Annotated in this window: 19 protein-coding genes, 3 tRNA genes and 1 pseudogene; 18 read left to right on the forward strand and 5 right to left on the reverse strand. The window is 37.6% G+C overall.

What is annotated here, in order from left to right:
* Positions 1-462: a type II toxin-antitoxin system RatA family toxin gene (locus CEV08_RS01730; RefSeq protein ID WP_100130066.1), complete on the forward strand. Its 462-nt coding sequence runs from the start codon at positions 1-3 to the stop codon at positions 460-462.
* A gap of 440 nt (positions 463-902) precedes the next feature.
* Here the strand turns inward: CEV08_RS01730 and CEV08_RS01735 are convergent, their stop codons facing one another.
* From CEV08_RS01735 to rirA, 3 genes are read right to left on the reverse strand one after another with little or no spacing between them, the layout of a single operon-like run.
* Positions 903-1,391, reverse strand: a complete 489-nt coding sequence (locus tag CEV08_RS01735) for a CinA family protein (protein ID WP_100130067.1) — start codon at positions 1,389-1,391, stop codon at positions 903-905.
* Complete coding sequence (locus tag CEV08_RS01740; RefSeq protein ID WP_180753534.1) at positions 1,388-2,578, reverse strand: bifunctional 2-C-methyl-D-erythritol 4-phosphate cytidylyltransferase/2-C-methyl-D-erythritol 2,4-cyclodiphosphate synthase; 1,191 nt, start codon at positions 2,576-2,578, stop codon at positions 1,388-1,390. The genes CEV08_RS01735 and CEV08_RS01740 overlap by 4 nt, the downstream gene beginning before the upstream one ends.
* A 32-nt stretch (positions 2,579-2,610) precedes the next feature.
* Positions 2,611-3,042, reverse strand: coding sequence for an iron-responsive transcriptional regulator RirA (gene rirA / locus CEV08_RS01745; protein WP_100130069.1), 432 nt, complete (start codon positions 3,040-3,042; stop codon positions 2,611-2,613).
* 178 nt (positions 3,043-3,220) lie between these two features.
* On the opposite strand from rirA, the gene CEV08_RS01750 reads away from it, so the two are divergent.
* From CEV08_RS01750 to CEV08_RS01785, 8 genes and pseudogenes are all read left to right on the forward strand, one after another.
* Positions 3,221-5,458, forward strand: a complete 2,238-nt coding sequence (locus CEV08_RS01750; RefSeq protein ID WP_100130070.1) for a sensor histidine kinase NtrY-like — start codon at positions 3,221-3,223, stop codon at positions 5,456-5,458.
* Positions 5,459-5,486: 28 nt separating this feature from the next.
* The gene (locus CEV08_RS01755) at positions 5,487-6,845 is read left to right on the forward strand and encodes a sigma-54-dependent transcriptional regulator (RefSeq protein ID WP_100130071.1); all 1,359 of its coding nucleotides are present in this window, start codon (positions 5,487-5,489) and stop codon (positions 6,843-6,845) included.
* Positions 6,846-6,849: 4 nt separating this feature from the next.
* On the forward strand, positions 6,850-8,226 hold the full coding sequence (gene trkA, locus CEV08_RS01760; RefSeq protein WP_100130090.1) for a Trk system potassium transporter TrkA: 1,377 nt from the start codon (positions 6,850-6,852) through the stop codon (positions 8,224-8,226).
* A 10-nt stretch (positions 8,227-8,236) separates the two neighbouring features.
* Positions 8,237-9,050, forward strand: a pseudogene (locus CEV08_RS01765) (hypothetical protein); the annotation flags it as partial.
* Positions 9,051-9,211: 161 nt separating this feature from the next.
* The gene (gene clpP / locus CEV08_RS01770) at positions 9,212-9,844 is read left to right on the forward strand and encodes an ATP-dependent Clp endopeptidase proteolytic subunit ClpP (protein ID WP_100130072.1); all 633 of its coding nucleotides are present in this window, start codon (positions 9,212-9,214) and stop codon (positions 9,842-9,844) included.
* Between the two features lie 184 nt (positions 9,845-10,028).
* Entirely contained in the window at positions 10,029-11,303 is a 1,275-nt protein-coding gene (gene clpX, locus CEV08_RS01775; RefSeq protein ID WP_100130073.1) for an ATP-dependent Clp protease ATP-binding subunit ClpX, read from the forward strand.
* Positions 11,304-11,506: 203 nt separating this feature from the next.
* Complete coding sequence (lon, locus tag CEV08_RS01780; RefSeq protein WP_100130074.1) at positions 11,507-13,933, forward strand: endopeptidase La; 2,427 nt, start codon at positions 11,507-11,509, stop codon at positions 13,931-13,933.
* A gap of 230 nt (positions 13,934-14,163) precedes the next feature.
* The gene (locus CEV08_RS01785) at positions 14,164-14,442 is read left to right on the forward strand and encodes an HU family DNA-binding protein (RefSeq protein ID WP_100130075.1); all 279 of its coding nucleotides are present in this window, start codon (positions 14,164-14,166) and stop codon (positions 14,440-14,442) included.
* A 1,155-nt stretch (positions 14,443-15,597) separates the two neighbouring features.
* Here the strand turns inward: CEV08_RS01785 and trmFO are convergent.
* Positions 15,598-17,010 (reverse strand): methylenetetrahydrofolate--tRNA-(uracil(54)-C(5))-methyltransferase (FADH(2)-oxidizing) TrmFO, encoded by a 1,413-nt coding sequence (gene trmFO, locus CEV08_RS01790; protein ID WP_100130076.1) that lies wholly within the window; start codon positions 17,008-17,010, stop codon positions 15,598-15,600.
* A gap of 145 nt (positions 17,011-17,155) precedes the next feature.
* On the opposite strand from trmFO, the gene CEV08_RS01795 reads away from it, so the two are divergent.
* The 6 genes from CEV08_RS01795 to CEV08_RS01820 all read left to right on the forward strand — a co-directional run bounded on the left by CEV08_RS01795 (position 17,156) and on the right by CEV08_RS01820 (position 23,533).
* Positions 17,156-17,238: transfer RNA gene (locus CEV08_RS01795), tRNA-Leu, on the forward strand.
* 134 nt (positions 17,239-17,372) lie between these two features.
* Positions 17,373-18,800, forward strand: a complete 1,428-nt coding sequence (gene tig / locus CEV08_RS01800; protein WP_100130077.1) for a trigger factor — start codon at positions 17,373-17,375, stop codon at positions 18,798-18,800.
* Between the two features lie 126 nt (positions 18,801-18,926).
* Positions 18,927-20,426 (forward strand): Asp-tRNA(Asn)/Glu-tRNA(Gln) amidotransferase subunit GatB, encoded by a 1,500-nt coding sequence (gene gatB / locus CEV08_RS01805; protein ID WP_100130078.1) that lies wholly within the window; start codon positions 18,927-18,929, stop codon positions 20,424-20,426.
* A 181-nt stretch (positions 20,427-20,607) separates the two neighbouring features.
* Positions 20,608-21,006 (forward strand): NADH:ubiquinone oxidoreductase subunit NDUFA12, encoded by a 399-nt coding sequence (locus CEV08_RS01810; RefSeq protein WP_100130079.1) that lies wholly within the window; start codon positions 20,608-20,610, stop codon positions 21,004-21,006.
* An 88-nt stretch (positions 21,007-21,094) separates the two neighbouring features.
* On the forward strand, positions 21,095-21,520 hold the full coding sequence (locus CEV08_RS01815; protein ID WP_180753535.1) for a DUF2155 domain-containing protein: 426 nt from the start codon (positions 21,095-21,097) through the stop codon (positions 21,518-21,520).
* Positions 21,521-22,807: 1,287 nt separating this feature from the next.
* The gene (locus CEV08_RS01820) at positions 22,808-23,533 is read left to right on the forward strand and encodes a rhomboid family intramembrane serine protease (protein WP_100130081.1); all 726 of its coding nucleotides are present in this window, start codon (positions 22,808-22,810) and stop codon (positions 23,531-23,533) included.
* A gap of 3 nt (positions 23,534-23,536) precedes the next feature.
* Here CEV08_RS01820 and CEV08_RS01825 read toward each other — a convergent pair whose 3' ends face one another.
* On the reverse strand, positions 23,537-24,367 hold the full coding sequence (locus CEV08_RS01825; protein ID WP_100130082.1) for a TrmH family RNA methyltransferase: 831 nt from the start codon (positions 24,365-24,367) through the stop codon (positions 23,537-23,539).
* A 205-nt stretch (positions 24,368-24,572) separates the two neighbouring features.
* Here CEV08_RS01825 and CEV08_RS01830 point away from each other — a divergent pair.
* The 3 genes from CEV08_RS01830 to CEV08_RS01840 all read left to right on the forward strand — a co-directional run.
* Positions 24,573-24,656 (forward strand) — tRNA-Tyr (locus CEV08_RS01830).
* 31 nt (positions 24,657-24,687) lie between these two features.
* A tRNA-Gly gene (locus CEV08_RS01835) sits at positions 24,688-24,761 on the forward strand.
* 178 nt (positions 24,762-24,939) lie between these two features.
* On the forward strand, positions 24,940-25,177 hold a 238-nt coding region (locus CEV08_RS01840; RefSeq protein WP_245407012.1), incomplete at its 3' end, for a GTP-binding protein.

Here is a 25,177-nt window from a genome sequence, read left to right on the forward strand (position 1 = left end):
ATGCCAACTTTTTCAACACATCGGCAAGTTGCCCATAGTGCTCGTGAGATGTTTGATCTTGTGTCAGATATTGAGCGTTATCCTGAGTTTTTACCCATGTGTGAGGCCTTAATAATACGTTCTCGCAAGGAATGTAAGGAAAAAATATTACTTCTTGCAGATATGACCGTTGGCTATAAGGTTATTCGAGAAACTTTTACAACCCAAGTTTTTCTTCAGCCAAAGAAAGCTTTGATAGAGGTTAACTATATTGATGGTCCATTTAAATATCTTGAAAATCGCTGGGTTTTTCATAATATTGAAAATGCTAATGCATGTGATGTAGAGTTTTTTATTGATTATGAATTTAAAAATAAAATACTCGGAAGCATGATGGGCTCAATGTTTGATATTGCGTTTCGTAAATTTACTGATGCTTTTGAAAAACGTGCCCATCAGATTTATGGCTCTGCGGTAACATGATCTATTCCGTTATTTTTTAAAACACCCATTGCCTATGAAAGTGTAAAAAGGGAAATCGCTTTCCATCTTTATGATTTCTTTCTTTTTTAGGGGCCCATCCTTTAAACAGAAGATCACAATATAATTGGACCATTGATTTATAATAATAATCTAGCGTTATTCATATTGAATTAAAATTTTTAATACCATAGGCTTTTCTCGTGCCAAGCCCATTTTATCAAGTCTATTTTATTTAAATCACTCAAAATCATACGGCTCTCCTCACTTGTAACGTGCAAGCGAGTGCTCTTGGTTGATTTAACATAGACAGGACAAGAGACAATCTTATGATCCTCAGGTTTTTTGCTTTTTAAGTTGGGATACAGTAAATTATTTTTTCAAGATGTTGATGATTATGGACTCCAATGTGGAATAGAGAGTTTTGAAGTTGATATGAGACTTCAGTGAAGTCGTTTCAGAATCATTTGCAAAGCATGTTCAACAGTTGCATAGCGGATAGCCTTACGATCAAGATGATTAAAGTGCATTTCTTTGTGCAGCGGGGAGTGATTTTTGTAAGCAATTGCGCAATGCACAAGTCCTACAGGTTTGTTAAGACTTGCACCTCCTGGACCTACAATTCCTGTTACAGAAACTGCGATGTCAGCTTGTGAATGCTTTAATCCACCCTCAGCCATTGCAAGAGCAACTTCTTTTGAAACGGCACCATAGTTTTTTATAAGTTCAGCACACACGCTAACAAGGCGTGTTTTGGATTCATTTGAATAAACAACAAATCCACAATCGAAAACATCTGATGATCCTGCAATATTTGTGAGGCTTGCAGCAATAAGTCCTCCTGTACAAGACTCTACAGTTGTTAACAACAAACCTTTTTGGCGACAGATATTAAGAACTTCATGCGCTTGTTTTTCATGAAAATATGTCATTGAGGAATTTCTCCTGGATAAAGAACACTCGCTGTTGCTAAAGCTGCAATGCCTTCGCCACGACCAATGAAACCGAGTTTTTCATTTGTTGTTGCTTTGATAGAGATTCGATCAGGTGTTATCGTAAGTATTGTCATAAGATTTTCTGTCATGGCATGACGATGGGGAAAAATTTTAGGGTTTTCAGCGATAATTGTGATATCAACATTGGCAATACGCCCCCCTGCTCGTTTTAGAAAGCCAAGAGCATGACGGAGAAAAATTTCTGATGATACATTTTTCCACTGAGGATCGGAGGGAGGAAAATGTGTCCCGATATCTCCTGCACCTCGCGTTGCAAGAAGGGCATCTGTTAATGCATGAAGAGCAACATCTGCATCGGAGTGTCCACTTAATTTTTTATGAAAAGGAATTTTTATACCACACAATATAAGAAAATCTCCTTCCTCGAAAGAATGAACATCATAACCATTACCAGTACGGATATCAGGAAACATTGGCATTTTTTTCTGGAGATATAAATGGGCGGTATCAAAATCTTTGTGCCATGTGATTTTTATATTATGAGGATCACCTGGAATAGTGCGCATAGGAAGACCAAACCATTCGGCTATTGCACAATCATCAGTGAAGTCTTCTCTACAAACTCTTTTTGCTTGTTTATGGGCCTCTAAGATAGGTTCAAAGGGAAAACACTGTGGCGTTTGTGCACTATAAAGATGAAGACGGGGAATCGTTTCTAAAACATGCTGATGATTGATGCGTTTAAGGGTATCAGAGACGGGTAGAACAGGAAGAACGCCTTCTTGAGGTGTGATCGTATTATGAATGTTATCAAGGAGCTCGTTTTCGATAAAAGGACGTGCACCATCATGAATATGCACATATTGGGGATTGAATTTTTTAAGTGCTTGAAGTCCATGTAAGGTAGAGATTTGACGTGTATTGCCTCCTTCAACGATAATAAGGCGCTCTTTAAATTCCGCGAGTGTTTGTTCACAGACTTTACGATATTCTGGATGAATAACAAGGATAATTGTTGTGATAGCTGGATGCTGCAAAAAACAATGCACGGTATGATAAATAACCGGCTTTTGTCCCAGCAGTTGATATTGTTTTGGAATTTTATGGGGAGATCCTGCTCTTTCACCACGCCCAGCGGCTAATATTATTGCTGCGATAGAAATATTGAATCTCCTTATATTATAACTTTAGTTTATTATTTATCAATTTTAGAATGATTTTGAAAGGATGGTCGTTGTAGATCAGCAAGAGATATCATGGATAACACCTCAAAAAAAGCATTTAATGCTTTTTGAAGTGCGGTATTTAAACCACAGAAATCGATCAATGGGCAATTAGGTTCTTCTGTATCGAAACATTCTGCGAGGGAAAAGTTCTCTTCTGTTACTTTCACAACATCAGCAACAGAAATTTCTGCTGCGGGTTTAGCTAATTTAACACCACCATTGCGTCCACGCACTGTTTGTATAAAACCTGCTTGAACAAGCGGTTGAAGGATTTTAAATAAAAAAAGTTCTGAAACAGCATATGCTTTAGCAATTTCTGCAACACGACTGAGTGATTCCTGATTATCAGCACAATACATGAGCATTCGAAGAGCATAATTTGTTTGTTTTGTTAATCGCATTTCATTTCCTTATTTTAAAGTATCGTCGAACGCAGTTTATTTTAAAGATATTTTGCAAAATGAAGAGGTTCTTTCTTATTGACTATATCGGTTCTATTTTAAATAGAGTATTACTATTGTCAATTTTTGTCACAAAAGGTTATATGAGAACAATGAGATAAGGATCTGTAAGCTTATGATGAAGGCAACATCTGTGACGAATCTTCAAGACATAGATAAAAATATTTATAATGATGAGTTGTATCGTTTAAGTAAGGTATATATCTTTTTAGGGATTGCAATTATTGTATTGGCTTTACTTACAGCCTCTGTTTCATTTATTATTCTTATTGGATTAACCCCTGTTGTTCCTAGTAAAACAGTAACCCTTGTTCTTATAGGGATTAATAGTTTTTGGGTTTTAGGACTTGTTGTCATCGTTTTTTATGAGATGATTCCTATCATTCGTGCTTGGCGTTCAAGGCGCGCAGGTTCGCGTCTTCATGTGCGTCTTATTTCATTGTTTGCACTTGTTGCAACCATGCCAGCTGTTGCTGTCGCTCTTGTATCGGGTCCAGCATTAAATTTAGGACTTGATCGATGGTTTGATACAACAACGCGGCAAATTGTAGGTTCTTCTATTGATTTAGCAAATGCTTATGCAGATGAAATGCTTCAAAATTTAAAAAATTTATCCTATGCTATGGCGTTTGCACTTGATAACAAAAAACTTTTAGAACGTAATCCAGCTGAATATCGGATGCAATTGACGCGTCATGCTCTAGGACGCAATTTACGGGGCGCATTTTTGTTAAGTTCTAGCGGAACTATTTTTGTATCGAGTGCTCTTGGTGATGAGGATAAATTACCGATTCCTCCGTCCAATCTTATTGAACGTGCAACCAGTGCGAGGCCCTTTTCTTTTCAACCAGGCATTCATGATTATTTTGGCATAATTTTAAAATTTAACAATATTCCAAATACATTTTTATATTTGGTGCGTGATGTTGATAAAGGCGTTTTATCGGCATTGCGTTTAACAGAAGTTAATACAGATCGTTATCGTGATTTAAATGAAAATCGTCTGCTGACACAAATTGCATTTGGTATGCTTTATTTATGTCTTTTTTTTAGTTTATTCCTATCGGCTATTTGGGCGGCTATTGCTGTTGCTGATCGCTTAGTTCGTCCTATTCGTCTTCTCATTGGTGCTGCTGATGATGTTGCTTCAGGAAATATGGAAGTTTTTGTGCCAGTACGAGCAAAAGATGGAGATATTGGGCAATTATCCAAAACTTTTAATTATATGGTCAGTGAATTGAAAAGTCGGCGTAATGAGTTGATTGCAGTGCGTGATCAAATTGATGAGAGACGGCGTTTTTCTGAAGCTGTGTTATCGGGTGTAACAGCGGGAGTAGCAGGTATAGATGATAATGGTGATATCACAATTATCAATCGGTCTATTGAAACGATGTTTGATGTTCGCTTTGAACAGGTTGTTGGACAAAGTCTTTTATCTTTAAGTGCTGAAATTTGGCAAGTTTTTCAGTTTGCACGTTCATTGGATCGTAAAAATCATCGTGAGCAGGTCACTTTAAATGTTGCAGGAAAAGAGCGTGTCTGTAATGTCCAAGTTACGATGGAGGAGGATGATGGAGAAGGGCAATCTTGGGTTCTAACAATTGATGATATTACAGACCTCGTTGCAGCGCAACGTACAGCAGCGTGGGCGGATATTGCGCGGCGTATTGCGCATGAAATTAAAAATCCTCTCACACCTATTCAGTTATCCGCTGAGCGTATTCGTAAACGTTATAACAAAGTTATTACACAAGATAGAGAGGTCTTTGAGCGGTGTATTGATACAATTATTCGCCAAGTTGGAGATATTGGGCGTATGGTTGATGAGTTTTCTTCTTTTGCACGTATGCCAAAACCACAAATGCATGTTTTAGATATACGTGAATTGTTGCGTGAAGCATGTTTCTTGATAGAAGTGACGCGACATGATATTCATTTTGAACAAGACTTAGGAAGTCTACCTCTTCTGGGTGCATTTGATAACCGTCTCATTGTACAGGCTTTTTGCAATGTTATCAAAAATGCGAGCGAATCCATAGATTCGGTTATGCGAGAGGAAAGTATTCGTGGTCATATTCTTGTCCGTTCTTACCGTCAAGAAGAATGGGTGGTTGTGGATGTCGTTGATAACGGGAAAGGACTTCCTAAAGAGCAAAGACAAAAGTTATTAGAACCTTATATAACAACACGGGAAAAAGGAACAGGACTGGGGTTAGCCATTGTGCGCAAAGTTATTGAAGATCACGGTGGTTTTATGGAGCTTCATGATGCACCGGAGAGTTTTTATGGAGGTCGTGGTGCAATGATCCGTTTGATATTTCCGGTGGATGGGGGTAAGCAGGATAGTGTTATATAAGCTATAAATCATAAGATAGGGGAATAGTATGGTATCAGATATCTTAATTGTTGATGATGAAGCAGATATTCGTGAACTTGTTGCTGGCATTTTGGATGATGAAGGTTATGAAACGCGTGTTGCTTGCAATTCTGATGAAGCATTAGCTCAAATTAGTGAGCGTATTCCAAAGCTCATTTTTTTGGATATTTGGTTACAGGGAAGTCGCCTTGATGGTTTAGCACTGCTTGATGAAATTAAAACGCACTACCCAGCTCTTCCGGTTGTTATGATCTCTGGTCATGGTAATATTGAGACTGCTGTTTCTGCGATAAAGCGAGGGGCCTATGATTTCATTGAAAAACCTTTTAAAGCTGATAGACTTGTATTGGTTGCAGAAAGAACACTTGAAAACTCAAATTTAAAACGTGAGCTTTTAGAATTACGAAAACGTTCAAACGAAACATTGGAGTTGCTCGGAAAATCGACAGTTATAAGAAATTTGCGTCAAATCATAGAAAAAGTGGCGCCAACCAATAGTCGCATCATGATAACAGGTCCCTCAGGGGCGGGAAAAGAGACAGTTGCACGCACTATTCATGCACTCTCAACACGTTCAAATGGGCCCTTTGTGACAATAAATGCAGCAACGATTACGCCAGAAAGAATGGAAATAGAGTTGTTTGGTAGCGAAATGGAGGGAAGAGAGTGCAAGATCGGAGCCTTAGAGGAAGCCCATGGTGGAATACTCTATCTTGATGAAATTGCTGATATGCCGCGTGAAACTCAAGGGAAGATTCTTCGGGTGTTAACGGGGCAGACATTTGAGAGAGTTGGCGGGACAAAACGTGTTAAGGTGGATGTTCGTATCATTTCTTCAACAGCACAAAATCTTGAGAATCTTATTTCTGATGGGCGCTTTAGAGAGGATCTTTTCCACCGCCTTTCCGTTGTTCCTATTGTTGTTCCGCCTCTTTCAGCCCGTCGTGAAGATATTCCAGAACTTGTCCATCATTTTGTAAAAATAATATCACAGCAGGTTGGAATTAAGCCGCGTGAAATCAGTGATGATGTGATTGCTATTTTGCAAACACATGCTTGGCCGGGTAATGTACGACAATTGCGTAATAATATTGAACGTCTTCTTATTCTTGTGCGAGATGGTGATGGTCCTATAACAGCGGATTTTCTTCCCAGTGAAGTGAGCGATTCTTTGCCACGTCTTCAAATGGATTCGGATGAAAGTATAATGGATTTACCGTTGCGTGAAGCACGAGAATTGTTTGAAAAGAGGTATTTAGTGGCGCAAATTGGGCGTTTGGGTGGAAATATATCGCGTACTGCTGAATTTATAGGCATGGAGCGTTCAGCTTTGCACCGTAAGCTTAAAGCTCTTGGAGTTTCTTAAAAAAATGCGTATTATTATTTGCGGTGCAGGACAGGTTGGTTATGGAATAGCAGAGCGTCTTGCTGCTGAAAATCATGATGTTACTGTTATTGATATTGAAACCAGATTAATTGAAAAAATTCGCGATACATTGGATGTGAGAGGTTTTGTTGGTCATGGTTCTCGTCCGGAAGTTCTTTTGGCTGCAGATGCAGACAAAGCTGATATGTTGATTGCTGTCACTTTGTTTGATGAAGTGAATATGGTTGCTTGTCAGGTCGCCCATTCATTATTTGATGTTCCCACAAAAATTGCTCGTATTCGCTCACAATCTTATTTAGAACCACGCTATAAGACGCTTTTTTCCAGAGAGAATATTCCTATTGATGTGGTTATTTCGCCAGAAGTTGAAGTCGGGGAAATGGTTTTACGTCGTATTGCTCTGCCTGGTGCAATAGATGTGCTTTATTTTTGTAATGATGATATTGTTGCGCTAGCCTTAGAATGTATGGAAGATTGTCCCGTTATCAATACGCCTCTGCGTCAATTAACAGAGCTTTTTCCAGATCTTCACACAACGGTTACCGCTATTAAACGTGGCTCGGAATTATTGATTGCACATTCAGAAACGCAATTACGCGTTGGTGATATAACCTATCTTGTTGTTGCTCGTGAGCAGATGCGTCGTGCTGTTGGGCTTTTTGGTCATAAAGAACAAGATGCTCACCGTATGATTATTGCAGGGGGTGGTCACATTGGCCTTTATGTTGCTCAGGCTATTGAAAAGCGTCTCCATAAATTAAAATTAAAAATTATAGAAGCGCATAGAGAAAGAGCCCTCACAATTGCTGATCAACTTAAAAAAACAGCTGTTTTATATGGTAACGTCTTAGATCCCGTGATTCTTCAAGATGCGGGAATTGATCAGGCTGATTTAATGATTACATTGACCAATCAAGATCAGGTTAATCTCTTAAGCGCTATTATTGCTAAAAGATTGGGTTGCAAAGCCAATATGGTGTTGATTAATAATGTTGCCTACCAAGAATTTAGCCGTGCAGTTGGTGTGGATGCCTATCTTAATCCCCATAGCGTTACAATCTCGAGAATTTTACAACAAATGCGCCGTGGGCGTATTCGTTCTGTTCATTCAGTTTTTAATGGTCAAGCAGAAATTATTGAAGCTGAAGTGATGCAAACATCTTCATTGGTTGGTAAGTCATTATCAGAACTTAATTTATCAGATGGTTTGAGAATTGGGGCAATTTATCGTAATAAGACAATCATACAGCTTTCCGCAGAGGTGCGTATTTTGTCTGGTGATCGGATAGTGATTTTTGCCCTTTCTGATAGAGTGCGTGATGTTGAACAACTTTTTCGCGTAAGCTTGGAATATTTTTGATATATTGTTTATGGATATTTGTACTTTTAGGTATAATGGACAGTTAAGGCTGGTGGATAGGCTTTGTTTGTCCTCAATGGCCAAAATTGGACAATGAATGGCCAAAACTAGACAAGCGCGTTAAGCTTTTTAGTTATGATAAAAAAATAGATAATTTACCTACTGGTGTTGAGTTGCATGAAGCCGAATCAAATTTACCACGTTTAGCAATTTGTCGCTTTGATCACAATTTTTATGGTGATAAACTAGGATGTACACTTGCTCAGTTTTCGGATTTTTTCGTATTATGCTGATGAAATATCAACAAGGTGTTTGATTAGATACAGATGTTTACCTTGTTAAACAATTTTATCTAGATGCGAACAAGATTTGGTTGGCAAGAAAAAATAATATAAGAGTAGGCGTTTTAGCCCTTTATTTTCCTCCAAATAATCCTATCATAAAAGTATTTGAGGATTATTGGGTAAGCACAGAAATTATTCTTCATTGGCTTGGGTTTAAGCGTCGTATTTGGAGATCATTCTGGTTAAAGAGAAAAAAATGCCAATTTTACTGAAAAATCTCGGTGTTATGATATTTGGTAATGACGGTATTTCACAATGAGCGAAACAATATGTTTTTTTATGCGACAAAGGAAAAGGAAACTTTTTATTATTGGATTGGACGAAAAACTGATGACATCTTTGAACGAGATTTTGGCGTAAAACCGCTTATGGATTCATACTTGATAGGATTTCATATTCACAGAAAAGACTAAGATCATACAAAGACTTCAGGAAGGAAGTTTTTACCATTGGGCAGTCTATCGCATTCCTGAAGTTCATGTTTTTTTAGGTAGGGTTATTATCGTTATTTTAACCATTGGAATTTTAATCTCTCCTCAACGGCTCTTGATTGTGGCTTGCACAAGAGGGTAATGTTAGCCTATGGATAAAAATATTGAATGTGTAAAAAGCGATTGTTATATGACAAGGAAAGTAAAAATATGGGTGATCCAATGAAAACAGCATTAAGCCTTGTTCCTATGGTTATTGAACAAACCAATCGTGGCGAACGGGCCTATGATATTTTTTCTCGTCTTTTAAAGGAGCGGATTATTTTTATTAATGGTCCTGTTGAAGATGGTATGGCAATGCTTGTTTGTGCACAATTACTTTTCTTGGAAGCAGAAAATCCTAAAAAAGAAATTAGTCTTTATATTAATTCTCCAGGCGGTGTTGTGACATCTGGTATGGCTATTTATGATACCATGCAGTTTATTCGCCCTTCTGTTTCTACGCTTTGCATGGGGCAGGCAGCGTCTATGGGATCGTTATTGTTGACAGCTGGAGCAAAAGGTCATCGTTTTACATTGCCAAATGCGCGTATTATGGTGCATCAGCCATCGGGTGGCTTTCAGGGGCAGGCCTCAGATATTGAGCGACATGCACAAGATATTATAAAGATGAAACGGCGTTTAAATGAGATTTATGTTCAACATACAGGTCAAGATTATGAGGTTATTGAGAGAACGCTTGATCGTGATCATTTTATGACAGCAGAAGAAGCTAAAGCGTTTGGCTTAGTGGATGATATTATCCACTATCGTGCAGAAACTGAAAAAGAAGAAACAGATTAAGAATTTTTATAGAAAAAACAGCTATTTTAAATAAAGAGTTTTATAGAAAATATCGTAAAAATTAAGAGAAACACCTAAAAATATTGAGACATTTATGGTTTTCTGTATGTCTTTTAGTTTTCATGATGAAAAGCTTTCTTTGAAAAGGCGAAGTATTCATATATCGTGGTGAAAGGAAAGAAAGATGAGCAAAATTAGCAATAGCGGGAACGAATCAAAAAATACTCTCTATTGCTCGTTCTGCGGCAAGAGTCAGCATGAGGTGCGTAAGCTCATTGCGGGGCCTACTGTATTTATCTGTGATGAATGTATAGAGCTTTGCATGGATATTATTCGGGAAGAAAATAAGTCTTCAGGGGTTAAGGTGCGTGATGGTGTTCCTACTCCACAGGAAATTATAACAGTTCTTGATGATTATGTTATTGGTCAGCAGCATGCAAAGCGTGTTCTTTCTGTTGCAGTCCATAATCATTACAAACGGTTGGCGCATCAATCTAAAAGCAATGATATTGAGTTGGCTAAATCGAATATTCTTCTTGTTGGTCCAACGGGCTGTGGCAAAACTTATCTTGCACAAACATTAGCGCGTATTATTGATGTTCCTTTTACGATGGCGGATGCGACCACTTTGACTGAAGCAGGTTATGTGGGGGAAGATGTTGAAAATATTATTTTAAAGCTTCTGCAAGCAGCAGATTATAATGTTGAACGTGCTCAGCGTGGTATTGTTTATATTGATGAGGTTGATAAGATTTCTCGTAAAGCTGACAATCCTTCTATTACAAGAGATGTTTCTGGAGAAGGGGTTCAGCAAGCATTATTAAAAATTATGGAAGGGACGATTGCTTCTGTTCCTCCACAAGGTGGGCGTAAACATCCGCAACAAGAGTTCCTTCAGGTTGATACCACAAACATTTTATTCATTTGTGGGGGAGCTTTTGCAGGTTTAGAGCGGATTATTTCAGGGCGTGGTGAAAAAACGTCGATTGGTTTTTCTGCGGCTGTTAAGGCTCCTGATGAACGTTGTGTTGGTGAAATTTTTCGTGATTTAGAGCCTGAAGATCTTATAAAGTTTGGTTTAATACCAGAATTTATTGGGCGTCTTCCTATCGTCGCTACCTTAGAAGATTTAGACGTTAACGCTCTCGTGCAAATTTTATCTCAACCTAAAAATGCATTGGTAAAACAATATCAGCGTCTTTTTGAAATGGAAAATGTTGAATTAGCATTTCATGAAGATGCTTTACGTGCTATTGCGAAGAAAGCAATTGAACGTAAAACTGGTGCACGTGGTTTACGTTCTATTATGGAGAAAATCCTTCTTGAGACGATGTTTGAGCTACCGGCTCTTGAAGGTGTTCAAAAAGTGGTTATTTCGAGCGATGTCGTTGATGGGGAAGCACGTCCTCTTTATATTTACTCAGAACGGGCAGAAGATAAAGAAAATGTATCAGCATGATATTGTGCGATATACAATATAAGATATACAATATAAAAAGTGGTAATGAACGGCATTTAATGGGCGTTTCTAATAATATCGTTATAATGCTTGATTTATGTGTTAGCAATCACCATTTCATGCTTCATGTATTGTGGAGAGATGGGCTTTTCTAAGGGGGGGCTTGGTGTTATAGATAGCCATAGGCTCCAGAAAGGAGAGTTATGCAATATATTGATGAAAAGACAGATGAGGTAAGAGATGGGGTTTATGCTGTTTTACCTCTTCGTGATATTGTTGTCTTTCCCCATATGATTGTTCCACTTTTTGTAGGGCGAGAAAAATCGATTCGTGCTCTTGAAGAAACGATGGCGGTTGACAAGCAAATACTCTTGGTGACACAAAAAAATGCTTCTGATGATGATCCAAAATCAGAGGATATTTATCATATTGGTACATTTGCGAATATTCTCCAACTTTTAAAGCTTCCGGATGGAACGGTAAAGGTTTTGGTTGAAGGGACTGCACGTGCGAAAATTAGTCAATTTTCTTTAAGTGAAGGTTATCATCAGGCTCTTGCGACTGTTATAGAAGAGCAGAGAGAAATTGATGTCGAGATTGAAGCTCTTTCAAGATCGGTGATTGCTTATTTTGAAAATTATGTAAAGCTTAATAAAAAAATCTCTCCTGAAGTTGTCAATGCAATTGGTCAGATTGACAATCCTTCTAAGCTTTCTGATACGATTGCCTCTCATTTGATGATTAAGCTTGCAGAAAAGCAAGAAATATTAGAGCTCTTACCTGTGCGAGCCCGTCTTGAACGTGTTTTGTCTTTTATGGAAGGAGAAATTTCTGTTTTGCAGGTTGAAAAGCGTATTCGTTCGCACGTTAAACGGCAAATGGAAAAAAACCAACGGGAATATTATCTCAATGAGCAGATGAAGGCTATTCAAAAAGAGTTAGGAGCAGGAGATGATAGCCGCGATGAGCTCTCTGAACTAGAGGACCGTATTAAGAATACAAAACTTTCCAAGGAAGCACAGGAAAAAGCTGGAGCAGAACTGAGAAAATTACGGAATATGTCTCCTATGTCTGCAGAAGCAACAGTTGTGCGTAACTATCTTGATTGGTTATTAGCAATGCCTTGGGGGAAAAAATCTAAGATTAAAAATAATTTAGATTTTGCTGAAAAGGTCATGAATAATGAACATTTCGGTCTTGAAAAAGTTAAGGAAAGAATTATTGAATATTTGGCCGTACAAAGTCGCGCATCAAAAATAAAAGGTCCCATTATTTGTTTGTTAGGTCCTCCTGGTGTTGGGAAAACATCATTAGCGCGCTCTATTGCAAAGGCGACGGGGCGTGAATATGTCCGTATTTCGTTGGGAGGTGTGCGGGATGAGGCAGAAATTCGCGGACATCGCCGAACATATATTGGTTCGATGCCTGGAAAAATTATCCAGTCTATGAAAAAAGCAAAAAAATCTAATCCGCTTTTCTTGCTTGATGAAATTGATAAAATGGGACAAGATTTTCGTGGAGATCCTTCCTCTGCCTTATTAGAAGTTCTTGATCCTGAACAAAATGGCACATTCATTGACCACTATTTGGAAGTTGAATATGATCTTTCAGATGTCATGTTTATCACAACTGCCAATACGCTTAATATTCCAAGTCCGTTAATGGATCGAATGGAAATTATTCGTATTGCAGGCTATACTGAATGTGAAAAAATGGAAATTGTTAAGCAGCATCTTTTACCAAAGGCACTAAAAGACCACTGTTTATCTAAAAAAGAACTCAACATTTCTGATGGAGCCCTAAGGTCGATTATTCAGTTTTACACACGTGAAGCAGGTGTTCGTAATCTTGAGCGTGAACTTATGAAAGTTGCTCGCAAATCTGTTACAAAAATTCTCAAAACGCATCAAAAATCTGTAAAAGTTACAGAAAATAATCTCAATGATTTTTTGGGTGTTAAACGCTATCACTATAATCAGATTGAAGGAGAAAATCACATTGGTGTTGTGACAGGCCTTGCGTGGACAGAAGTCGGTGGAGAGTTATTGACCATTGAAGGCGTGATGATGCCCGGCAAAGGAAAGATGACTGTAACGGGAAATTTGCGTGATATTATGAAAGAGTCTATTTCCGCGGCAGCATCTTATGTACGCTCTCGTGCTGTTGACTTTGGTATTGAACCTCCACTTTTTGAAAAACGCGATATCCATGTTCATGTTCCAGAGGGGGCGACACCGAAAGATGGCCCATCTGCTGGGGTTGCAATGGTAACAGCAATTGTTTCTGTCCTTACGGGGATAGCTGTGCATAAAGATATTGCAATGACGGGTGAAATTACTTTACGTGGACGTGTTTTACAAATTGGTGGATTAAAAGAAAAACTTCTAGCTGCGCTTCGGGGAGGGATAAAAAAAGTCCTTATTCCTGAAGAAAACGCAAAAGATTTGGTTGATATCCCTGATGATGTTAAAAATAGCATGGAAATTATTCCGGTAAATCATGTGAGTGAAGTTTTAAAACACGCTTTAGTTCGTTTTCCAGACACTATTGAATGGAAAGAACCTTCTACAGTGGCTGTTCCTATCCGTTCAGAAAGCAACGAGAGTGAAGGAATACAAATTGCACACTGATTCACTCATCCCGTTTATAACGGTATTTTTAAAGGGGCAGAAGGTGTTGTCGTGGTTATTATTCTGTTTTTTATTGAAAAAAGTAAAAAATTCCGTGAATAACTGTGATTATTTCTAAAAAACAATGTTTTGGATAAAAATAAGACTTCTGTTTGCTGTACTTTTCAATAAACTAGCCAATAACATGATAAGGTCATGTTATCAGGTAATATAGGGAAAGGAAATATCTCATGAATAAAAGTGAATTGGTTAGTTCTGTTGCTGAAAAGGCAGGTGTTTCGAAAGTGCAAGCTGGTGCTGTTGTTGATGCTTTTATGGCTTCTGTAACAGAAGCTTTGGCTTCAGGAGGCGATGTTCGTCTTCCAGGTTTTGGCTCTTTTGAAGTTTCTCATCGTGCTGCGACAAAGGGACGTAATCCTTCAACTGGTGCTGAAATCGATATTCCAGCACGTTCTGTACCTAAATTTTCTGCAGGAAAAAGCCTTAAAGAAGCAGTTAATAAAAAATAATTTAAACAACATTAAAAAAACCCGATTTATTTATAAGCGGGTTTTTTTGCGGATGTATTGTACATGCTTTCACATAAAGGTTTTGAGTCTTGGTATTATTTTTCTTATTTCATAAATTGCTAGTGTTTTTGAAAATGATTGTAAAAATTGCCTAAAATACCATAGACTTGAAATATATGGTTTTTAGCCTTTTCAATAAATATTCCACTTTAATAATGAGGGTATTGTATGACTTGTACAGTATGACGTTAACTTTTATTATCTGGAAGGGTTAAAGTATTTATTCAGAACAGTGTCTGTAAATAGTATAAGAAAAAATACTCTGTGAAACATATAAAACCTGCTATACACCGCCATTTTTTCGCTTAATAGAGGTGTATGTTGGTGCCATCATACTGTTTTTCAGTTTTTATAGTATTGCGACTAGCTCTCGGCATTTGAGGCAGATGCATAAAGGGCAGTTTTATTCCTTTCTTTAATAATTCTCTTAAACTGATACGACCAATCTCGCTTATGTGACGCAGCACTTGAATGACGAGCAGATGATCTTTATTGATTGACTATAAAGGAGCCTGAAATAAAAAAACTTTACGATATTTAAGTTTTTCATTCAAGACAGAGACATATAAATTATTGTTATGAATCAATGTATTATGAGTTCATAAAGTAGCATCGTTACTTCAATACTGTGATCTTTCTTGGCACTTGAGTTGGAAGGGATATATCAGTTTTATTCTCAATGTTTTTGATCCATATTTTTATTTCACTTGTGCTACACACGCGAGCATTTTTTTATTACACAAAGTTAAAATGAGGATGGTCTGATCAATATTAAAAAAGGAGAAAAGTTTCCATTATCAAAATAATATATAGAGTAAAAAATATTAATATTGATAAAAATACATTATTATTTGTTCATTTTTATAATATATTTAATACAATTAATTTATTTTTTTGAAGTATATTAAATTGTTTATAACGATAAAGACYTTTTCTAWAGTTAAAAATTATTTTATAATTTTACATTATTGAACAAATAAGCAAGTATAGCACAGCGTTTATTGATTAAAATAGTATTTTACAAGGCTTTAGAATGATTTTTTTACGAGAGTCATAGAGGTCTATTCAATAGATGAGAGGCAAATCGTGTATTTTTTACAAACAGGAGCCCTTTGATTCTTTATCTGCTAGCCATTGAATACAATCATTGAGAGCTCTCGCTGTTGTAGCTTGTTTTTTGGCTATTTTTTTTTCTTTACTTGGCAAGCGTTTTCCTGACTGTTTAATAGGAGCAATAGGGGGAAAGAGTCCAAAATTGATATTCATTGGCTGAAAAGACTGTCTTTCTGATTCTTCATCTATAATGTGTCCCCCCGTAATATGATTCAACAAAGCTCCAAATGCCGTGGTTTTTGGGGGAAGGCAAGGACAATTATGAAGATATTCGGCAGCGGCAAAACGCCCAGCAAGAAGCCCTATCGCTGCTGATTCTACATAACCTTCACATCCGGTAATTTGCCCTGCAAAGCGTAGTTGTTTTTTTTGTTTTAAACGAAGAGTCTGGTCAAGAATGATTGGAGAGTTGAGATAGGTATTGCGGTGAAGGCCACCAAGACGTGCGAATTCTGCTTTTTCAAGACCAGGAATCATTCTAAAAATGCGGATTTGTTCACTATATTTCAGTTTTGTTTGAAAGCCGACCATATTGTAAAGCGTTCCAAGTTTATTATCTTGGCGTAATTGAACAACAGCATAGGGTTTAACGGTAGGATTATGGGCATTGGTTAAGCCCATAGGCTTCATCGGTCCATGTCTTAAAGTTTCGATTCCGCGCTCAGTCATAACTTCAATGGGGAGACATCCATCAAAATAAGGTGTTTTTTCAAAATCGCGAAACTCTGTTTTTTCTGCGTTTTTTAGTGCTTCAACGAATGTTTCATATTGTTCTTTGTTGAGAGGACAATTAAGATAATCTTTTCCTGTCCCCTCCGGACCAATTTTATCGTAGCGAGACTGATACCAACAAATATCCATATCAATACTATCGGTGTAGATAATAGGTGCAATAGCATCAAAAAAAGAAAGAGCTTTTATACCAGTAATTGCTTGTAATTCTTGAGCAAGCATAAGTGAGGTAAGGGGCCCTGTTGCAATGATAACATGTTTCCAATCTTTAGAAATTTTTTGAACTTCTTCGCGTTTGATCGTTATAAGCGAATGGTTTTCAAGTGCCAATGTCACGGTTTTTGAAAATCCATCACGATCAACAGCAAGAGCACTCCCAGCGGGAACTTTGTTGGCATCAGCAGCTTTCATAATTAACGATTTTGCTAATCGCATTTCAGCATGTAAAAGTCCTACAGCATTTGTTGATGAATCATCACAACGAAAGGAATTTGAACAAACCAGTTCTGCCAATTTATCGGTTTTATGAGCATCTGATTTTTTTTTGGGACGCATTTCATGCAAAATAACAGGAATTCCTGATTGAGCGATTTGCCAGCTTGCTTCACACCCTGCAAGGCCACCACCGATAATATGAATTGGAGTATCAAATGTCTTCAACATAGTCGACTTATTAGCGTAAGTCGCCGTGTATGAAAAGCATAGATTTTGTTTTTATTCTTTGTAATAAAGACGTGTATTGCTTTTTTTCTATAATTAATGGTATAGAAACGCCGTTTGTATAAGGTTATTAGCTTGCTAAGTTTGAGCGGATGTGGCGAAATTGGTAGACGCACCAGATTTAGGTTCTGGCGGGAGACCGTGGGGGTTCGAGTCCCTCCATCCGCACCAAAGCAATCCCTTAAGTGCTACGGATTTCTACGTGTCTGGAATTCCGCTTCATGGTAATGTAACACTTGAAGTGTTAGAATGTAATGATGATTAGAGTGGGTTTATCCCTCTCCTTAGAAAAATGAAGGTGTTTAATGCAGGTTACCGAGACGCTTAATGAAGGACTGAAGCGCGAAATTAAGATCGTGGTTCCAGCGAAAGATTTAGAAGAAAAGTTGAATGAACGATTGGATGATACCAAAGGTAAGATCAAGCTTAATGGTTTTCGTCCTGGCAAAGTGCCGGGTGGGCATTTGCGAAAAATGTATGGTAAATCTTTTATGGCAGAGATTCTCAATGAGATACTCAGTGATGCGCCACGTTCTATTCTAGCGGACCGTAATGAGCGTCCAGCGATGCAGCCGAAAATTGATATCGGTGAAGATGAAAAAGTTCTAGATGGGAAAGCCGATTTTACTTTTAGTTTAAAGTATGAAGTCTTGCCAAAAGTTGAAATTAAAGCCTTTGAACATATAGAAGTTATTCGTGAAATTGCAGCGATTCCTGAAAAGGATATTGATGAGCAAGTCAATCGTGTTCTTTCTTCTACGCGTAATTACTCCCCAAAAGAGGGATCTTCTGAAGAAGGTGATCGTATTACCATAGATTATCTGGGTAAGCTTGAAGGGGTTCCATTTGAAGGTGGAGCCGATAAAGATGCGCAACTGATTCTTGGGTCAAAACAATTTATTCCTGGTTTTGAAGAGCAATTGGTTGGTATGAAAGCTGGGGATGCAAAAACGATTTCTGTTAAATTCCCTGATAATTATAGTGCGGCACATTTGGCAGGGCGGGACGCAGAGTTTGATATTACTGTCAAAGCTGTCTTTAGACCAGATGAATTGAAAATTGATGATGAGGCGGCGAAAAAAGTCGGTTTAGAATCTCTAGATCGCTTGCGTGAGGTTGTTCGTGGACAGATTGAAAGTCAATATGGTTCAATGACACGTCAAAAAGTTAAGCGTCAAATTCTTGATGCGTTAGATGCTGATTATAATTTTGAGATTCCTGAAGGACTTTTAGAAATTGAGTTCAATAATATATGGGCTCAGGTTAATGATGATTTGAAAAAGGCTGGGCGTAGTTTTGAGGACGAGGGTGTTACAGAAGAAAAGGCACGGGAGGAATATCGTGTCCTTGCGCAACGTCGTGTTCGTCTTGGTTTGGTGCTTTCTGAAATTGGAATGAAGGTTGGTGTTAAAGTTAGTGAGGATGAGCTAAAAGCAGCTGTTTTTGAACAAGTTCGTCAGTATCCTGGACAAGAAAAAGAGATTATGGATTTTTTCCGTAAGACTCCGGAAGCGGTTGAAAATCTACGTGCTCCAATTTTTGAAGAAAAGGTCATTGATCATTTGTTAGCACAGATAAAAGTCACAGATAAAGAAGTGACGATTGAAGAGTTGATGAAAGAAGATGACGAATCAGATATCCCTGAAGAAAAGCCGGCAAAGAAAAAGGCTGCAGTGAAAGAAAAGTCTGCGGAAAAAACATCGGCCAAAAAAAAAGCTTCTAAAAAAGCTTAATGCTTATACAAACAGAATAAGCCCGAGGGAATCAGGCTTTTTGTGAGATTGATATCTTAGGTTTGCACTGTGAATGGTTTTAGACAAACCATGGATGTATTTTGAAATATTGGTAGTGGATTGGCAATGAGCATCATTGATACGCGTATTCCTGATTCTAAACGTTTTATTTCTGGCGTTACAAGTGATTGGGAAGTCATCATTGGCATGGAGGTTCATGCACAAATCATATCAAATTCGAAACTTTTTTCAGGAGCATCAACTAAATTTGGTGCAGAGCCGAACAATCATGTATCACTTATTGATGCGGCTATGCCAGGAATGTTGCCCGTTCTTAATCAAGAATGTGTTCGTCAAGCGGTTCGAACAGGTTTGGGATTAAAAGCGCGTATTAATTTAAAATCTGTTTTTGATCGTAAAAATTATTTTTATCCAGATTTACCGCAGGGGTATCAAATTTCTCAGTTTCGCTATCCCATTGTAGGAGAAGGGAAGATTATCATATCTGTTGGTCCAGATTCGAATGGCCAGTTTGAGGATATCGAAGTAGGAATTGAAAGATTACATCTTGAACAGGATGCTGGAAAATCGATGCATGATCAACATCCAACGATGTCTTTTGTGGATCTTAATCGTTCTGGTGTTGCTCTTATGGAAATTGTTTCCAAACCTGATATGCGCTCATCAGATGAGGCTAAAGCTTATATGACCAAACTGCGTACGATTGTCCGTTATTTAGGGACCTGCGATGGCAATATGGACGAAGGTTCTATGCGTGCGGATGTCAATGTATCCGTTCGTCGTCCTGGTGAAGGTTTTGGAACGCGTTGTGAAATCAAGAACGTTAACTCTATTCGCTTTATTGGTCAAGCGATTGAGTATGAAGCGCGTCGTCAAATTGCAATTTTAGAAGATGGAGGTGTCATAGAGCAAGAAACACGCCTTTTTGATGCTACTAAAGGTGAAACTCGCTCTATGCGCTCAAAGGAAGAAGCGCATGACTATCGTTATTTTCCTGATCCTGATCTTTTACCATTAGAATTTGATCAAGCATTTGTGGATGCTTTGGCTGCGGATTTACCAGAATTGCCTGATGCTATAAAAGCACGCTTTGTTAAGGAAATAGGATTGACGGTGTATGATGCTTCCATTCTTGTGACAGAAAAAGCTATTGCTGATTATTTTGAAGAAGTCGCTCGTGGGCGTGATGGAAAAATAGTTGCCAATTGGGTGATTAATGATCTTTTAGGAGCTTTGAATAAAGATAATTGTGAAATTGAAAAGTCACCAGTATCGCCAGATCAGTTGGGAAGCATTATTGATCTTATAAAAGAGGGCGTTATTTCTGGAAAAATTGCCAAAGATCTTTTTGAGATTATTTGGAATGAGGGGGGAGATCCACGCCAAATTGTAGAAGAGCGCAATATGAAGCAGGTAACAGATACAAAGGCTATTGAAAGAGCAGTTGATGAGATCGTTGCCAATAATTCTGATAAAGTTGCGCAAGCAAAGCAAAAACCTGCTTTAGCAGGTTGGTTTGTTGGACAGGTAATGAAAGCAACAGGGGGGAAGGCAAATCCTCAAACTGTTAATGAATTAGTTAAGATGAAACTTGGCATAGATTAAATTTTATGGGGTGGAGAACAATCTATAAATATGATATCTTCTTGAAATTAAGAGGGGGTAAGTTGTCCTATCAAGTGGATTTGTAGTTGAATTTACCAGTGATTTTTTGGGTAATTTTACCCATTAACAATTGTATTCCGACGATTGATTTCATGAACATACTGAAGGAATAAAATAGAGAATGGCCCATTTTTTTAAGCAAATCTTTACGTGGTGGAATGGTAATACTATTGGTACACGTTTTTTTACATGGCGAAAAGGTAAGCGGATGGGGGAAGATCAATTCGGGAATATATATTATGAGGGGGGGCTTCATAAGGACGGTTATCCGCATCGTTGGGTTATTTATAAAGATTATTCTGAAGCTTCTACTATTCCCCCAGGTTGGCATGGCTGGATTCATCATCGTTTTGATAATCCACCAACACAAGAGGACTATCACCCCTATGAATGGGAAAAGCCTCATGTTGCAAATATGACAGGAACAAGTGAGGCCTATCGACCAAAGGGGGCTATTCCTTTTAATGATGAGCGTCCTTGTGTGCATGAAGATTATGATGCGTGGTCACCTAAAAAGTAAAATGTTTTAATGGGTGCGTGTATTTTTGTCTTATTGGGCTCTACATTATGACAAGAGTTATTTTTAAGGTGCAATTGGTTTTGATATGATGAGGTTTTTTTTATTCTTAGGATTGAGGCATTGTATATATATTTTTTTAATGGGAATTTTAGTGTTTTTATCCTTAAATAGGGGAGTGCGGGCTGAACGTATTAGCAATGGAATTGCTGTTTTTGCAGGTCTTGATAAAATAACGGGACGGACGACACGTTTTGAAGTTTCTCTTGGTGAAATTTATCAGTACGGTGCATTACAGATAACACCCCGTGCTTGTTATACGAGCTCTAAAGATGAACCGACACGTACAACAGGTTTTGTTGAAGTTAATGAAGTAACATTAGATAAAAAAATACGGCGTATTTTTACAGGGTGGATGTTTGCAGATAGTCCTGGTTTGAACGCTGTTGAGCATCCTATTTATGATGTATGGTTAAAAGATTGCAAGCAGAGTTCTCAAGATCTACCTCCTCAATGATTAATGTTTTATCATTTTACAATTTGAATGAGAGATTCGCATTACGATGATTTTTTCATTTCAAATTTTCTTATATTGAAGCGATCAGAATTATTGTCTTGTTCATTACAAGCGGTGGAGACTTGTGGATGCTGCTGTTTAAAAAGGAATGACGGTTTTTCTTATCAACCGTTTAAATTCAAGGATGCACTAGGAAAATCAAAATATTGTTTTTTCGAGTGTTTCATAGGAGACAATTCTTGAATTATATCTGTTAGAGGTAGAAATAAAAGGTTTATTTATATTCGTCCAAGAGATGAACTGATTCTTTTGCACGGAATAAGGTCGCACCTTTCATAAAGAATAGAATGCTATTGTATTTGCATATTTACGGGTGTATTTAAAAGAGATCTCTCTTAAGACTTGTTATACCCATTCCGCAATGGTTCCCATGAATGGTATAATGTAAATTCACAGAGTATCTCCCATCTTTACGCTTGCGAAGGAACAAGCAGACACTGTGCCAGCTCCTAATATTGCCGATAGTCTTTAATATTTGAGACTTTTCATCTTCATAAGAGGCATTTTTATTCCTCTTTTGTACAGTTTTTATCAACACGGCTCTTCTTGCTTGTAATGTGCCAAGCGAATGGTTTTGGTTGATTCAATATAAACAGATTTGAGGTGAGAGAATCTTACGACATTTAAAGCTCTAACGCATTAGGAATAAAATTAAATTATCATTATAAATACAAATCTTATCTTTATTGGGAAACAGGCGGCCAAATAAGTAATTTATGAAATACAAATGATTATATGGAGAGAAAACAAAAGTGTCGGAAGGCTTTTATTCTCATGAAATTTTTTTATGTAAAAAGTAGAAACAATTCAAGCTTTGTTGTTGGAACAATTGATATCTAAGATTATTTAAAGTTTTAATTGAAGTATAGTGTGATTAAAAAATGCAAAAATTGGTATATTGTATGCAAAAAGCACTATTTATATATTTTACATTTTTATGATAGAGTGCTTTATAATTGAGTTATGTTTATTCATAAGCTCTTGTATATTGCATGACAAACTTCATATTTCAATAAGCAGGATATCGCTCATTTTGTGAATCATATTTTTGATTATCCATGCTTTTCAAAACCTTTTGTATAAAAGACACGTGTTTTTACGGTGGGTTATTAAAGATTTTAAAAGGGAACTCGAAGGGGCGTTAAAAGATTCCGTATCATCGGGCATGGTATCTTTATTTTATATACAGAACAAACAGTTCTTCTAAAGGATAAGAGATTTTATACAATGAAAGTTTCTAGTCATCAATATAAGAATGATTTCCAATTGCCGAGACAACCTAAAGAACCTTTATTGAATGTTCCATTTATTATTGTAGTCTTAATAATATTTTGTTTTTGTCTTTATTGCATTCCTCAGTATCTTTTTTCTCATCAGCTTTATATTAAAAGTCTTGAGCTTTTTTCATTTACACCAGAATTGTTTAAGGCGGATCCTGTCTCATTTTTTTATACCATGGTGAGTTATTCATTTATGCATGGTAGTTTTAAACATGTTGCTCTTAATATGGTTTGGCTTTTAGTTTTTGGCTCTCCTTTAGTAAGGCAGTTTGGTGTTGTACGTTTTTTAATTTTTTGGGTGTTAACAGCAGCCATTTCTGTTTTGACTTATTTTACATTTCATCAAGAAAGTATCATATCACTTGTTGGGGCTTCGGGTGCTGTATCTGGAATGATGGGAGCTATTGCGCGTTACGGTTTTCCTAGCGGCTCTTTAGGTATCAATGCACAGAACGAAAAACCTTTTGGGCCTTTATTATCCATCAAAAAAGCTCTTTGTTCGAAGAGTGTACTTATTTATATAAGTGTATGGCTGGCAGCTGATTTTATCATAGGTATTTCTTCCGTTTTTTTTGAAGAAAATGGTATCTCAATAGCATGGGAAGCGCATATTGGCGGGTTTGTAGCGGGKGTTTTGTTTGTTGGCTTTTTTGATGTTTCACAAAAAAATTAAGAGCTAAAATCTAAGATATTTATGCGTCACATAAAGTGCTATTGTTGCCGCGTTTGAAACATTTAATGATTTAATATTTCCAGGCATATCAAGGCGTGCTAAAGCGCAAACGGTTTCACGTGTTTTTTTCCGTAAGCCTTTACCTTCTGCTCCTAAAACAAGAGCAATTTTATTTCCTGTTAACGTTGTTTCTAGAGGTTGATCCCCTTCTGAATCGAGACCAACGCTTGTAAAACCTGTTTGATGGAGTTCTTGAAGAGCTTCAGCGAGGTTTCGTACGGTAATATAATGAATCATTTCCAGAGCCCCTGATGCTGCTTTCGCGAGAACGCCGCTTTCGTGGGGAGAGTGACGGCAAGTAGTAATAAGTGCCTTAGCTTTAAATGCAACGGCAGAGCGCATAATAGCGCCAACATTATGTGGATCAGTAATTTGATCCATGACAATGACCAGATCAGTATTGGTTAGTTCCAATAGTTTACATGGTTTGAGAGGAGAGGTTTCTAAAACAGCTCCTTGATGAACTGCCTCACTTCCAACGAGCGAATCAAGATATTTGGGGGTGCATAATGTAACAGGGCAAGGATAATTTGATTCGGATATATTTAATCGTTTTAAGGCATTTTGTGTAACGTAAAGACATTTTAAAGTTCTTTTTGGGTTTTTCAAAGCAGCCTGAACAGAATGAATGCCATAAAGATGGATTCCCCCTTGCTGTAAAGAAGTAGCTTTCTTCTTTAGGTGTATAGAAAATCGAGAAGGAGAGCCTTTTGTATCGCGATATTGGCGACGTAAACGAGCATAATGAGAATTTTGTGATGTTTTTTCTTTCATAACTTCTTTATAGCGTTTTAATAAGAAAAAGTGCTAGAAAAAATCTATGATTTAAAGTTATGGGCAGGAAATTTGTACAGAACTATATTTATTCTGTTGACAGATACAATCGTAATCGTCATAACCACTTCGCAATCAGATTGAATTGAATGGGTGTTCGAGATGATTGTCGTGATGCCTCATCGCGCGGCTTTTTCGGTGTAATGGAGGGGTGCCCGAGTGGTTAAAGGGGGCGGACTGTAAATCCGTTGCGTATGCTACGTTGGTTCGAATCCAACCCCCTCCACCATTCATCGGAAGAGAGTGAGTACATGGGTTATGCGGGTATAGCTCAATGGTAGAGCAGCAGCCTTCCAAGCTGAATATGCGGGTTCGATTCCCGCTACCCGCTCCAAATGGTTATTGATGATTAGGCAAGTAAGTATGATGGAAAATATTCCATCATTAAAGTGGGCGGGATTTTCCGTCTAAGGGTTTTTGTAATTGTGCTGGTTACGGTCCAGTTCAATTCAGTTCTGCAAGCCTATTTCTAGGCGCTAAAAGAGATAGAGAATAAAAAGAGATTAATAGCGATGGCGAAGAGCAAATTTGAACGAACAAAACCGCATGTTAATATAGGTACGATTGGTCACGTTGATCATGGGAAGACTTCGTTGACAGCAGCGATTACGAAATTTTTTGGTGAGTTTAAAGCATATGATCAAATTGATGCAGCACCAGAAGAGCGCGCACGTGGTATTACTATTTCTACAGCCCACGTTGAGTATGAAACGGAAAATCGTCACTATGCCCACGTTGACTGCCCAGGAC

Origin of the sequence: Bartonella tribocorum, from assembly GCF_002778015.1 — a bacterium.
In the GTDB taxonomy this organism is placed as follows: Bacteria; Pseudomonadota; Alphaproteobacteria; order Rhizobiales; family Rhizobiaceae; genus Bartonella; species Bartonella tribocorum_B.

What these genes read in the sequence shown, in the direction of transcription:
- CEV08_RS01730 (WP_100130066.1), top strand. Translation starts at nt 1, where the DNA reads ATGCCAACTTTTTCAACACATCGGCAAGTTGCCCATAGTGCTCGTGAG.
- CEV08_RS01735 (WP_100130067.1), bottom strand. Translation starts at nt 1,391, where the DNA reads ATGACATATTTTCATGAAAAACAAGCGCATGAAGTTCTTAATATCTGT.
- rirA (WP_100130069.1), bottom strand. Translation starts at nt 3,042, where the DNA reads ATGCGATTAACAAAACAAACAAATTATGCTCTTCGAATGCTCATGTAT.
- CEV08_RS01750 (WP_100130070.1), top strand. Translation starts at nt 3,221, where the DNA reads ATGAAGGCAACATCTGTGACGAATCTTCAAGACATAGATAAAAATATT.
- CEV08_RS01755 (WP_100130071.1), top strand. Translation starts at nt 5,487, where the DNA reads ATGGTATCAGATATCTTAATTGTTGATGATGAAGCAGATATTCGTGAA.
- trkA (WP_100130090.1), top strand. Translation starts at nt 6,850, where the DNA reads ATGCGTATTATTATTTGCGGTGCAGGACAGGTTGGTTATGGAATAGCA.
- clpP (WP_100130072.1), top strand. Translation starts at nt 9,212, where the DNA reads ATGGGTGATCCAATGAAAACAGCATTAAGCCTTGTTCCTATGGTTATT.
- clpX (WP_100130073.1), top strand. Translation starts at nt 10,029, where the DNA reads ATGAGCAAAATTAGCAATAGCGGGAACGAATCAAAAAATACTCTCTAT.
- lon (WP_100130074.1), top strand. Translation starts at nt 11,507, where the DNA reads ATGCAATATATTGATGAAAAGACAGATGAGGTAAGAGATGGGGTTTAT.
- CEV08_RS01785 (WP_100130075.1), top strand. Translation starts at nt 14,164, where the DNA reads ATGAATAAAAGTGAATTGGTTAGTTCTGTTGCTGAAAAGGCAGGTGTT.
- trmFO (WP_100130076.1), bottom strand. Translation starts at nt 17,010, where the DNA reads ATGTTGAAGACATTTGATACTCCAATTCATATTATCGGTGGTGGCCTT.
- tig (WP_100130077.1), top strand. Translation starts at nt 17,373, where the DNA reads ATGCAGGTTACCGAGACGCTTAATGAAGGACTGAAGCGCGAAATTAAG.
- gatB (WP_100130078.1), top strand. Translation starts at nt 18,927, where the DNA reads ATGAGCATCATTGATACGCGTATTCCTGATTCTAAACGTTTTATTTCT.
- CEV08_RS01810 (WP_100130079.1), top strand. Translation starts at nt 20,608, where the DNA reads ATGGCCCATTTTTTTAAGCAAATCTTTACGTGGTGGAATGGTAATACT.
- CEV08_RS01815 (WP_180753535.1), top strand. Translation starts at nt 21,095, where the DNA reads ATGAGGTTTTTTTTATTCTTAGGATTGAGGCATTGTATATATATTTTT.
- CEV08_RS01825 (WP_100130082.1), bottom strand. Translation starts at nt 24,367, where the DNA reads ATGAAAGAAAAAACATCACAAAATTCTCATTATGCTCGTTTACGTCGC.